The organism is Spirosoma sp. SC4-14, from assembly GCF_037201965.1.
GTDB lineage: Bacteria > Bacteroidota > Bacteroidia > Cytophagales > Spirosomataceae > Spirosoma.
In genome coordinates, this window is record NZ_CP147518.1 from 3,306,141 (window position 1) to 3,317,847 (window position 11,707).

An 11,707-nucleotide genomic window follows, 5' to 3' on the forward strand; every position below is an offset into this window, starting at 1 on the left:
TGGTAAATTATAAGCCAAATACCGAAACTGTAAACACTAAACCACTTCCCCGATTAGTGTTGCTGAGGTACACTCGGTAACCAGCACGTTCACATACTGGCCTTTTTGAAGGGCTCCTTTCGGAAAAACAACCATCTTATTCTGGTCGTTTCGCCCACAGAGGAAATCCTCGGAACGTTTTGATGGCCCTTCGATCAGCACACGCTGTATCTGACCAATATGCCGTTGATTTCGTTCTGCCGAGTGCGTAAGTTGTTTGGCAATGATCTCGTTTAGTCGACGTTTTTTTACGTCTTCGGGGATGTCATCGACGTATTTCTTTGCGGCCAGTGTGCCGGGGCGCTCCGAGTAGGCAAACATATAGGCGTAGTCGTAATGAACATAATCCATCAACGACAACGACTCCTGATGTTCATCTTCGGTTTCTGTACAGAATCCCGAAATCATATCGGTCGAAATACCACAATCTTCACCCAGAATCTCGCGGATTCGATCAATTTTGCCGATGTACCACTCCCGATCATAAGTACGGTTCATCAGCTTAAGCACCCGGCTATTGCCACTTTGAGCAGGCAGATGAATGTAATTGCAGATGTTTTCATACTTCGCCATCGTATGTAGCACTTCGTCGGTTATGTCTTTTGGATGAGACGTTGAGAAGCGTACCCGCAGATCGGGATGGATGCGGGCAACCATTTCGAGAAGCCCAGCAAAAGAAAGCCCCCCATCCCCCAAAGGGGGCGCGGCAGGGGTATCTGGAACTCCCCCTTCGGGGGTTGGGGGGCTGTATTTATAACTATCCACATTCTGGCCAAGCAGCGTTACCTCACGATAGCCCTGGTCGAAAAGATCCTGCGCTTCGCGGACAATGCTCTGTGGATCGCGACTGCGCTCGCGACCACGTGTAAATGGAACTACACAAAAACTGCACATATTGTCGCAGCCCCGCATAATCGATACAAACGCTGTTACGCCGTTTGAGTTTAGACGGATGGGCGAAATATCGGCGTAGGTTTCTTCGCGCGAGAGGAATACGTTAACCGCTTTCTGGCCTGATTCGGCTTCTTCGACTAGTTTCGGAATATCGCGATAGGCATCTGGGCCGGCTACAATATCAACAACTTTTTCTTCTTCCAGAAGCTTGGTCTTGAGCCGTTCGGCCATGCAGCCCAGCATACCGACCAGTAGTTCGGGTTTCTGGCGTTTGAGGCCGGTGAGGTGCTTTAGCCGGTGCCGAACTTTTTGCTCCGCATTTTCCCGGATGGCGCAGGTATTCAGAAAAATCAGGTCTGCGTCTTCGGGCGACGAGGTAGTGGCAAAGCCCGCGTTGCGCATGACAGCCGCAACAATTTCGCTATCGGCAAAATTCATCTGACAGCCGTAGCTTTCAATATACAGGCGTTTTTTGCCTACAGCCAGCTCTTCTTCAGATGTGCGCGGCAGGTCAATTGCTTCCTTATCGGCTGGCTGTAATATAGTTAATTCGGGAATGAGCGTCATAAGTATCAATAAATCAGGGAGTTGATGGAATGCCAAAGCCGGAGCCCCGGCCAAGAATGCGTATGATCATCAACGGAGATGCAAAATTACAAAGAAAGCCTAAACGATGCTGTCATTTTGGCAGCTTTTGATCGTTAAATTCTCTTAAGACAATGGCTGAAAGCTTACTGGCTACTGGGCCTGGCAAGAGAATAAAACAAAAACCCCGGACCTTTAGGGGCGGGGTTTTGGGTAATATATTGATTTTCAGTGGATTTATAATAGTCGGTGCTAAGACGCTGTTTGTTGGGCCGTATAAATGGCTATCAGCTTATCCCGGCTTCGTTTTAACCGCATCTTGACGGCGCTTTCGGTAAGCTGATAATGTTTACTGAGTTCTTTAACTGACATATTTTGTTCGTGCTTCAGCCGGAGAAGCATTACTTCTTCGGCTGATAGCTGCGCCAGTAGGTTTTCAAGTTGTTGTAATTTGTAGTCGGCAGACTGCTGGTATTCGGTTTCTTTCAGTTGAGAAACCAGATCATCTGATAAATCCTCCAGTACATAGCGGCTGTTTATCCGTAATTGATCGAGGCAGTAGTTGTGTGTAATCGAAAACAGCCAGGTCGAAAAGGTAGAACGACTTTGAAAACTATTCAGTTTTGTGAAAGCTTTTAAAAAGATTTCCTGCGTGTAATCCTGGGCAGTATCAGAATCTTTTGTCATCGAAAGGCACTTCTGAAATACTTTTTTTACATACTGCTTATAAAGTAGATCAAACGTGTCGGTGGATACATTCTGATGAGTTTGTTCATCAGTACGATAAGATTTCATGAGGCTGGTCTATTAACTGGGTGTTAAGTAAGTTACAGACATAAAGGTATGTTATATTTTTAAGTATAAATACCAGGCCTATACAGCAGGTGAAACTATTTAATAAGCTATTTGTTGAAAAGTGTCTATTCTTAAATTAATCAATCTTTCTTTTTGTATTTTATGTTCTCTGTATAGGCTTTTTTGTATTTTTTGTCGTAAATGTATTGTATATTAGTATACATTTTTTTGTCTTATAAACATAATGAATTTATTTATCGGCAGAATAGATTAACATAGCCTGGTCGAAACCTGGATTTAAATGAAGCCAGCAAACCGGCTCAATGTACCTACTAGAAGGGGTATCCTATACCAAAATTGATAATCAGCGGATTCGGACCACTGGAAAGCTTGCTGAACGAAAACTTGGGCAATATGAATCGGTCATCGATCAATTTACCCTGAAATTCATCGAAATACTTCCGGGCCGGATCCCATACTTTTATGCCACCATCCAGGCGAATAATGAAAAAAGAGAAGTCGAATCGAATTCCTACACCGGTCCCAACCGCAATTTGTGGTATAAACGTGTCGAGACTGAAATTTTCGCCATTGCGGTTCGGATTATCACGGATCGTCCAGACGTTTCCGGCATCAATAAACAAAGCCCCGTTAATATCGGCCAGTAAGTGAAAAAGCCGCCCACGCAGTTCGGCAGAGCCTTCGATAATCATATCGCCCGGCTTTTCGAATGTGTATAAAAACTGCCCCGAGGAGTTCATTGCGGGCTCGTTCGAATTGCTGGCCGATGTTTGAGGCCATTCTGAACCGGGGCCAAGTCGACGTGGAAGCCATGCCCGAATGCTATTGCTGCCGCCCACAAAAAACAGTTTTTCATACGGGGCTGTCCGGTTTGAACCGTAGCCGTATACTAACCCTGTATTGACCCGAAACGCGAGTGTAGTGTGTGCCCGTAACGGAATATAGTGACGATAGTCGATATTAAACCGGATGTATTTATAATACTGCAAACCCGATGTGTCGGTGGTATTGAAAAAACGGCGTAGCTGACTGGCAGGAAAGAAATTGAGTGTAGTTCCGCCCGATTCAACCACGGTCCGCAGAAAGTTGGCTCGTCGATTTTGGCCTGCTGTATTAGTGTTATAGGTGTAAGCGAAACTGATTCCGGAAGCAAATGACTGACGAAAACCCAGATAGATGGTACTACCCTTGGCAATCAGAGAGCGAAGCGTGTCACTAAACTGTTGACTAATGTCGGAGTTGGTGCCGCTACCGGCATTGATAAGGTTAATATCAGCAATGTAGAAACTAAATTGTTTGGTTGGCGAAACCTGCCAGTTGTAGGCGGTAGTAGCCCGAAGCGTAGAGCGTCGATAATCTGGACGGATTGTATTGGAGAACCCTAAACTGACCTGCGTTCGGGGATTATAGGGTGTGAATTTAAACCGCAAACGACCTGGAAACAGGATTTGGGGAAATATGAATGAAGCACTTACTCCCAACTCCTGGGCTTTATAGGCCTTGTTGGTCGGGTTCTTTTCTGTGGCAAAACCTGTCTGAAACTCGATCCCATAACGAAGGCTGGTTTCGAAGGTTTCCAGGCCGCCAAACAGATTGCGTACCCGAAAGGTCAGGTTGCCAAATCCGCCCGGATAACTTTGACCCTGGTAAAGAACCGTTGCCCCGCTTTCGGCCGTTGCCTCGTACTTATCCAGCGGAGTGGCTGTAATTAGCGTTCGCAGTCGGCGATTGGTTGTGTCGATAAAATTCAAATTCACAAATTTGAACTGATTAAGCAGAAATAACGACCGCTGTGTTTCCCGATAATTGGTCTGGCTATATAACTCACCAGGACGAAGGCGTATTTTGCTATCGAGCAATCGGGTCGAAATGGTGCGGCCACCTAACAGATAAGTAATACCGTTGCGCTTAACCGTATCTAGCTGAGTCGTGGCAATTGCCGGTTGATGTTCATCGGGACTAACGCGAACCTCCACATCACCGATGCGGTAAATTGGGTGCGCCGGTTGGCCCGGTGGATTCAGGACCTGCAGATAAACGTCCATATGACGGTGTAGTGTGTCGGCCGTAGGCAGGCGATCGTTTCCCCGGCGGGTCGTATCAACATCCGTAACGGGTATATATTGGCGCGAAAATGTGTAATAGCCATTGTCGCGCAGTAGCGATTCAATACGAACTTTTTCGCCCGAAATATTTTCCAGGTCGAAGCGATCGCCAGATTTGAGTAGCGACTGGTTGAGTGATTTTCTGACAATCGAATCAACGCGGGAATCGGCTATTTCGTAGGTGATGTTTCGTAAGTAAAATCCGGCATTTTCGGTAATCTGATAGTTAACCCGGATTTGTCGTCGGCGGAGTGTATCGAGCGAATACGTTGCTTTTCCATGGAAAAAACCTTTGTCGGCCAGATACTTCTGCATTTTTTCGGCGTTGGTCTGGGCATCGCGTTCGTTGAAGTAGGAAGGAGGTTCGCCCAGGTTGCGCATCCACCAGTTGCCTTCTTCTGCTTTTTGGCGGAGCCGTTTGGCCTGCTTGCTAAACCGCCGGTTTAGTTTTTTCAGCTCCTGGGGTTGATTGGCCAGTTGCTGGCTTTGCTGTTCGAATTCATTAGTTTTGGCCTGCAACTGGCGCAAAATAGCATCACGGTCATAGTGCCGGAGCCCAAATAGGTAGAACCAGAGCGGAGGGGTAATGGGAAGGCCAAGAATCCGACGATTGGGTTTCTGCGGAATCAGGCTTTCGAGCTGTTCTTTCTCAATGGCATGATTACCACGAACCGTTTGGGCGGTTAGCAGGTAGCTGTTGTTACGGAGTTGCTTCGTACTTAGACAACCCGACAGACAAAATAGAAAGGAACAATGAATAAGAAGGAATGAATAATGACGAATGTGCTTCCTGCGCCACTCTCTACCCATTACCCATACCCTGTTATTCAGTTTTAAAAACATGCTCTCAAAAAATCAAATCAAATATATTCAATCCCTGCACCAGAAAAAGTACCGGCAACAGTACGGAGCGTTTCTGGTGGAAGGAGCTAAAAGTGTTCAGGAAGTTCTACAATCCGATTTTCAGCTTGAAGTACTCCTGATCACGGAAATGTTTTACAAAGAAAACACCAGACTGATAGATAGCCAACCAAAACCAGTCGAAATCGTTTCTGTGGCCGAGCTCGAAAGAATTGGTACGCTGGAAAGCAACAATGCCGCCCTGGCTGTGGTCAAAACGAAAGAAAACCGCTCTCTATTGGCTGAGCCAGACGAAATGGCTCTTATTCTGGATGATATTCGTGATCCTGGTAATCTGGGAACAATTCTGCGAATTGCCGACTGGTATGGCGTAAAAAAGATTATATGCTCCGAAACAACGGCTGATGTCTATAATCCGAAAGTAATTTCGGCCAGTAAAGGGTCGTTTACGCGGGTAAGCTGGTGGTATGGCAATATTGTCCAGTTTCTGAAACAGCTAAACCAGAATCCTAATGGCTCTCCAGTGATTTATGGGGCTTTTCTGGAGGGCGTAAATGTACACCGGCTTTCTTTTCAGCACTCGGGGTATCTGGTTATGGGCAACGAATCGAACGGGATTCGGCCCGAGGTAGAACAATTCATAACCCAACGAATCACCATTCCGGCCTATGGTGGTGCCGAATCGCTAAACGTTGGTATTGCCACGGCAATCCTGCTCGATAACTGGCGTAGAAGTGCGTAGGTTGTCGGCTAATTGGCAGCGCAACCGTAAACCTACATAAACGAAGTCATGGCCGATTCGTTGGCTAGTTCTTCGGCATGTTCCTTCCCGAGATAGCGGTCGATGACAAAATGGGCAGCGTATAATAACGGAGTCAGTACAACAGCCGAAGTCGCTTTATAGATGTAATTGATAATGCCAACGGCGAACACCTGCGTTAGCGACCAGTTGCCGAAGATATAGAAGGCAATGCCCAATACCACAAACGAGTCGACCAACTGTGATACGAGCGTCGACCCTGTGGCCCTAAGCCATATTTTGCGGCTACCCGTTATTTTTCGGAGCGAGTGAAATACATACACATCCAGAATTTGTCCAATCAGGAATGCCGTTAACGACCCAATAATAATGCCGAGCCCTTGCCGGAAAATCAGTTGAAAAGCGTTGTTAATATTGATCGGATTACCGGCCGAATCAGTTGCGTTTACTTCAAGCCAGAATTGGGCTGGAGGCAGGCTCGTAACGGCATAAATGATCAGAAAGCTGTAGCCCACAAATCCGGCTGTCAGAAATGAAATACGACGAACGCCCGCTTTGCCAAAATATTCATTGATAATGTCGGAGGTGATAAACACAAACGGCCAGATAACGGCACCGGCTGTCAGATTGAAATCGAGGATAAAATCACCAAAGAGATGAATCTGGGCGGGTTTAGTACCGAGCAGGGTTTCTACAGAAAAGATTTTGACACCAATAATTTCGGCAACCAGCGCATTGGTCAGGAAAACTGCACTTAAGAAAATGTAGAGATTAGTGCGTTTGTTCGTAAACGAATAGGAAGGCATAGATTTTGTAGTTTGTGGTTGGTAGTCAGCACCTGTTGATAGTGACAATTTACACCATGAACTGCCTGTAATTTATCGGTCAGTATTAATTTTTTCGCTTATATACGCCCGCCGTGTTGGTTTGCTGATAGCGGGCTGCCAAAGCGGGGGCCCGTTGGAACAGTTTATCGACTACATTTTCGCGATCGATAATGTAGTCGGGTGGATCTTGCTGAAAATGCTTGAATACATTAATGACAGCGTCGTAGTTGTCCAGATTTTTCAGGTCATATTTTGCCAGATCCCAGTTTAAATACGGAGTAGCCGGACGATTTTGCCGATAAGCACTCAGATCTTCGCCAATAATGAGGATATGCTGATTTCGAATATTGTCGGGAAGTGGAGCCGACCGTACACGCAGACTGCTGAGTCGACCCAGCTCGGCCCCTGGAATGAGCCCTAATATTCCCTGGTAGAACAAAAGAAGCATTAACCCAAATGCCACAGAAAAACCCAGTTCGGCCAGCCACGCTTTACGTACATTTTCGAAGTAGAAAAAGGTGAAATAAGCCATTGGCGGAACAAAGCTAAGGAACAACATAGGGGCCAGAAAGGGCATGAGCGCAATTGTCAGAACAGACGTGGCAAACCAGATCGCCATAATTTGCTGAATCCGTTGCTGAAAATTGACAAACCGGCTCGTACTTCTGAACAGACTCAAAAAGCCCAGGATACCCAGCCCCAACGGAACTAATAACGACGCAATGAGCGACTGAAAGTCGGAGAGAGAGTATTGCCGTACCCGAAAGACCGATGCCAGCAGATTCCGGTTAAAATCGTCGAGGCAGTTATTAAGGTAGTAAAACAGGACTGTGGCAGCAATCGGGAACAGAAAACCAAACAACGACAGTGAGTGCTGACGAAAGCTGGAGCCGGTGTAAAAGAGTAGCGAAATGGTTGCCCAGATGATAAATAAAGCCGAAGGAAGGTAAAACAGGCTTGCAATTCCAATGTAGAACCCTACTTCAAAGACCTCGTCGGTGGCGCCCCGGCGATCCATCTGTTTAATTAGCGTTCCGAAGGCCAGTAGCAGAAAACTGGTCGACATCAAAACGGGCGAGAGCGTAAGGCAATCGAACGAGAGATGCAGAAACAGCATATAAATCAGACCCGGCCAGAACGACCGATCGGGATAAATGTCGCGGTTATTGGTAAGGTAATTGAAATAAACAATCTGAAAAACAGAGACAACAGTTGCTGCTACATGAAGAGACAGTGCCGACCGGCCAAAAAGCGTATGCAAACCCCAGTAAACTACGGCTGAAAGTGGACTAACACTATCCCAAATGTCGCGATAGAGCAGATGGCCATCGCTCATCTGTTCGCCAACCAGCATCCAGTTTAGCTCTGGAATCAACAGGGGAAAGGGATGCAGAAGTAGCGGCAGACGAATCAGTAGCAGTAGCCCTAACAGGCTTACGTATTGATACGGATAATAGGAGCGAAAAAAACTTAACAAAACAGGAAAGCGATAAATCGTATATCAGTTAATCAGCGAACTACTGGTAAATCTAACGAATTTACGTCTTCTTACTCAACAGCAATAGCCTGACTACTTCTGCGAATTTACGGTCAATTTCGGCAGAACGAAAAAAGGTATAGATATTTGCACATGGGTAATCCGTTAGGCAGAGCAGCTATGTGCTGAAAAACGACGGTATACTTGGTCTGCCCGGCGAAACTATTCGTTCGGCAGACTGTTGAAACAGATACCCTGGAAGAAATTATGGAATCAAAACGACAACAGAAAGTAGCCCGGCAGTTGCAGAAAGATTTAAGTGAAATTTTTCAGCGCGATGTGCCGCATTTGTTCAATGGAGCCTTTATCACGGTAACCAACGTGCGCATTTCGCCCGATTTGAGTGTAGCGAGGGTCTATCTTAGTTTTCTGGCTGCCAAAAACAAAGAAATGCTTCTGGAAACTATTCAGGAGAAAGGAAAAGTGATTCGTCAGCACCTTGGCGATCGGGTTCGGCATCAATTACGAATTGTTCCAGAGTTAAGCTTTTTTCTGGACGATACGGCCGAATATGCCGACAAAATGGATAAACTATTCGCTGGCCTCGACATCCCACCCGCCCCTGAGGAGGATGAGGACGAATAAATGAATGAGCGAATAATGTTTTCGTTAACGATTCGCTCATTCGCTCATTTACAATTACTTTATGAATCTCCCCTCCTGGATTGCCCGGCGCTATTTTTTCTCTCGCAAGAAGCGTAGTTTTATTAGTTGGTTGTCGATTCTGTCGATGCTGGGTGTTGGCATTGGCACAATGGCTTTGGTGGTTGTTCTGTCGGTTTTCAATGGTATGGATGAGCTCAACCGGCAAATTTTCAAGACGTTTGAGGCCGATATGACGGTGTCGCCCAAACAGGGAAAACGGTTTGTTGCTTCGCCTGAGTTGTTAAATCGTTTACGCAACGTGCCGGGGGTCAGTCTTCTAACGTCGGTAGCTCAGGATAATGCGCTGGCCCGTTACGCAAATGCGCAAACGGTTGTTCGTTTAAAAGGTGTCGATGAAAACTATCTCCAGCGAAAACAACTTGATTCGTCCTTGCTGGAAGGAAAGCTACGTCTTAGCGATCGGGGTATTAATTATGCGATTGTGGCCGATGGCGTTCGAAATGACCTTAGTATTTCGCCCGTCGATATTCTGACCCCGCTCGAAATACTCTACCCTCAGAGCGATAAATCGTTTAATGTGCTGAACCCGAATGCCTTTAACGAAGAAGCACTCACGGTTTCGGGGGTGTTTTTTATTGAATCGAAGTACGACAATTTTGTGCTGGCGCCATTGTCCGTTGCCCGATCATTGTTTGGCTATCAACCCAACGAAGTCAGTGCTCTCGAAATTCAACTTCAACCCGGCACTGACGAAGCCACTGCTAAAGAGGCCTTGCAGGATGTTGTTGGCGACAAATTACTCGTACAAAGCCGCGACGATCTGAATGTGGATCTGTATCGTACTATTCGTATCGAAAAACTGCTGGTCGCCATTACGTTGTCGTTCATTATTCTGGTGGCATCGATCAATATATTCTTTACACTATCGATGCTGGTGATCGAGAAAAAAGAAGACATCCGAATTTTATATGCCTTGGGGGCCACAACAACACTGGTGCGCCGGATATTTCTGACTGAAGGAGCAATTATTGCCCTGACTGGTGCCATTACGGGCCTGGTACTGGGAGTGGTTATTTGTCTGGCTCAGGAACGCTATGGGTTCATTGGAATGGGAACCGTTAGCTCCATTATAGATGCTTATCCGGTTCGGCTCGATACCAGCGATATTGTGATGACGGGTTTGCTGGTTGTGCTGGTAACGTTCCTGACCTCGTGGTTCCCCGCCCAGCGAGCGGCAGAGGTGAGGTGAACGTTTATAGTTTTCAGTGCTTCGCTGGTTCAGAACCCAACTCCCGCGGAGCCACCGAAAACCGTAAACTGAAAACTACTTCCTAACCTCTGCCCCCCGATCAATGGTAATTACATACGCTTTGCCACCAACACGTTCGATGGCAGCGGCAACGGTTTCCGGTTGCTCGGGTGCATAAACGAACATGCAACCTCCTCCACCCGAACCATTAATTTTACCACCAAGTGCACCGGCTTTTAGTGCTTCGTCGATCATCCGGTCGATTTTTGGGGTGCTTATCCGCTGAGCGTCTCGCAGGTTATTCTGATGTTCGGTCAGGAGTTTGCCAAACGCATGATGATCGATAGAACGGTCGGATTCGGTCGGATTGTCGAGAATAGCCAACGCATTTCGAAGTATGTCGCGGTTGGCCAGATTTCCTTTCAGTAGAATATATTCGTCTTTAGTCAGAATGTCTTTGAACTCAGTAGCTTCAGTTAGAGTGGATGTATGCAATGAAAACGCCGGGTTGATTACCTGAATGCGGGCAACAATATCCAGCATACCAAACTTCACCCGTGTCAATATACCGATGGTATCTTTTGGTTCCTGCGAATCGCCAAGCACAAACGTACCCAGTTTTGGATGGAACTTTCGGAGCGAAACCGAGGGAATAGATTCCTGGTAAATCACATCCCCAACAGCCGTAGCGTAGTGGTCCATCATGCCACCCGGTTCGCCAAACTCAAGCACTTCGGCTTTGTAGGCCAGTTCGGCAAGCCGTTCCTGCGGCAAGGTCTGTGGTATATCAGCTAATTGCGTGAGGATGTTGAGCCAGCTAACCAGTAAAGCCGAAGAGCTGGATGTGCCGGAATTGATCGGTATAGTACCCCGAACTTCGCCGTCGATGCCCTTTGTAAACCGAAACCCTTCGCGAAGCAGAATATTGACGGCCGACCGAAAGTAATCCCTGGTTTCTGAATAAGTCAGGGGCATACCATCAAATGGAATATCGATCGCACTGCTAATATCGGGCAGGTTAAGCCTAAAACCCCTGATATCAACAGGTTGAGCGGTGATCTGAATTCGTCGCGAAATGGCAGCGGCAATAACCGGCAAACCCAGATAGTCCTGATGTTCACCGAACAGACAGATACGGCCCGGCGTAGAAGCCGTTAGGGTTTTAGTGACTAATGACGGAATCAAAGGGATAAGACTTCTAGCTGATGCTTTTTCTGACGTGCTTCTTCTACAATGGTTTCCAATTGCTGAGCTGTTTGGGTCTCAATCCATTCTTTTCCACATTGATTACAAATCGTGGCTGGCACATGGTGTGCTACAACCGGCCCATCTCCAGGATCAACACTGAATGTAGTATGTCCTGATGCCTTCATGCCGCCACACAAACGACATTTATCGGGTTGTGTCATTGCTTTTCATCCTGATAAC

General features: G+C 46.7%; 10 protein-coding genes. 3 read left to right on the forward strand and 7 right to left on the reverse strand.

Annotated elements, in window-relative coordinates; translation table 11 throughout:
* Positions 1-36: 36 nt before the first annotated feature.
* The 3 genes from miaB to WBJ53_RS13360 all read right to left on the reverse strand — a co-directional run bounded on the left by miaB (position 37) and on the right by WBJ53_RS13360 (position 5,249).
* On the reverse strand, positions 37-1,500 hold the full coding sequence (miaB, locus tag WBJ53_RS13350; RefSeq protein ID WP_338876633.1) for a tRNA (N6-isopentenyl adenosine(37)-C2)-methylthiotransferase MiaB: 1,464 nt from the start codon (positions 1,498-1,500) through the stop codon (positions 37-39).
* A gap of 270 nt (positions 1,501-1,770) precedes the next feature.
* Positions 1,771-2,313 carry a sigma-70 family RNA polymerase sigma factor gene (locus tag WBJ53_RS13355; RefSeq protein WP_338876634.1) on the reverse strand — a complete coding sequence of 181 codons (543 nt, stop codon included), beginning with the start codon at positions 2,311-2,313 and terminating at the stop codon, positions 1,771-1,773.
* Positions 2,314-2,645: 332 nt separating this feature from the next.
* Positions 2,646-5,249: an outer membrane protein assembly factor gene (locus WBJ53_RS13360; RefSeq protein ID WP_338876635.1), complete on the reverse strand. Its 2,604-nt coding sequence runs from the start codon at positions 5,247-5,249 to the stop codon at positions 2,646-2,648.
* Between the two features lie 31 nt (positions 5,250-5,280).
* Between WBJ53_RS13360 and WBJ53_RS13365 the strand changes: the two genes are divergently transcribed.
* Positions 5,281-6,042 carry an RNA methyltransferase gene (locus tag WBJ53_RS13365; protein ID WP_338876636.1) on the forward strand — a complete coding sequence of 254 codons (762 nt, stop codon included), beginning with the start codon at positions 5,281-5,283 and terminating at the stop codon, positions 6,040-6,042.
* A 32-nt stretch (positions 6,043-6,074) separates the two neighbouring features.
* On the opposite strand, the gene WBJ53_RS13370 is transcribed toward WBJ53_RS13365, so the two are convergent.
* Together WBJ53_RS13370 and WBJ53_RS13375 are read right to left on the reverse strand one after the other, a co-directional pair.
* A complete protein-coding gene (locus tag WBJ53_RS13370) occupies positions 6,075-6,866 on the reverse strand; it encodes a queuosine precursor transporter (RefSeq protein WP_338876637.1) in 792 nt (263 codons plus the stop codon).
* A gap of 85 nt (positions 6,867-6,951) precedes the next feature.
* Positions 6,952-8,364, reverse strand: coding sequence for a hypothetical protein (locus WBJ53_RS13375; RefSeq protein ID WP_338876638.1), 1,413 nt, complete (start codon positions 8,362-8,364; stop codon positions 6,952-6,954).
* A gap of 267 nt (positions 8,365-8,631) precedes the next feature.
* Between WBJ53_RS13375 and rbfA the strand changes: the two genes are divergently transcribed.
* Positions 8,632-9,009: a 30S ribosome-binding factor RbfA gene (rbfA, locus tag WBJ53_RS13380; protein WP_338876639.1), complete on the forward strand. Its 378-nt coding sequence runs from the start codon at positions 8,632-8,634 to the stop codon at positions 9,007-9,009.
* Between the two features lie 61 nt (positions 9,010-9,070).
* On the forward strand, positions 9,071-10,279 hold the full coding sequence (locus tag WBJ53_RS13385; protein ID WP_338876640.1) for an ABC transporter permease: 1,209 nt from the start codon (positions 9,071-9,073) through the stop codon (positions 10,277-10,279).
* A gap of 75 nt (positions 10,280-10,354) precedes the next feature.
* On the opposite strand, the gene WBJ53_RS13390 is transcribed toward WBJ53_RS13385, so the two are convergent.
* Positions 10,355-11,464 carry a galactokinase family protein gene (locus WBJ53_RS13390; protein WP_338876641.1) on the reverse strand — a complete coding sequence of 370 codons (1,110 nt, stop codon included), beginning with the start codon at positions 11,462-11,464 and terminating at the stop codon, positions 10,355-10,357.
* Complete coding sequence (locus WBJ53_RS13395; RefSeq protein WP_338876642.1) at positions 11,461-11,688, reverse strand: type II toxin-antitoxin system MqsA family antitoxin; 228 nt, start codon at positions 11,686-11,688, stop codon at positions 11,461-11,463. The genes WBJ53_RS13390 and WBJ53_RS13395 overlap by 4 nt, the downstream gene beginning before the upstream one ends.
* Between the last annotated feature and the right edge of the window lie 19 nt (positions 11,689-11,707).

Excerpts from the sequence above, each read along its gene's own strand:
- WBJ53_RS13355 (WP_338876634.1), bottom strand. The coding sequence starts at position 2,313 with ATGAAATCTTATCGTACTGATGAACAAACTCATCAGAATGTATCCACC.
- miaB (WP_338876633.1), bottom strand. The coding sequence starts at position 1,500 with ATGACGCTCATTCCCGAATTAACTATATTACAGCCAGCCGATAAGGAA.
- rbfA (WP_338876639.1), top strand. The coding sequence starts at position 8,632 with ATGGAATCAAAACGACAACAGAAAGTAGCCCGGCAGTTGCAGAAAGAT.
- WBJ53_RS13395 (WP_338876642.1), bottom strand. The coding sequence starts at position 11,688 with ATGACACAACCCGATAAATGTCGTTTGTGTGGCGGCATGAAGGCATCA.
- WBJ53_RS13370 (WP_338876637.1), bottom strand. The coding sequence starts at position 6,866 with ATGCCTTCCTATTCGTTTACGAACAAACGCACTAATCTCTACATTTTC.
- WBJ53_RS13360 (WP_338876635.1), bottom strand. The coding sequence starts at position 5,249 with ATGGGTAGAGAGTGGCGCAGGAAGCACATTCGTCATTATTCATTCCTT.
- WBJ53_RS13385 (WP_338876640.1), top strand. The coding sequence starts at position 9,071 with ATGAATCTCCCCTCCTGGATTGCCCGGCGCTATTTTTTCTCTCGCAAG.
- WBJ53_RS13365 (WP_338876636.1), top strand. The coding sequence starts at position 5,281 with ATGCTCTCAAAAAATCAAATCAAATATATTCAATCCCTGCACCAGAAA.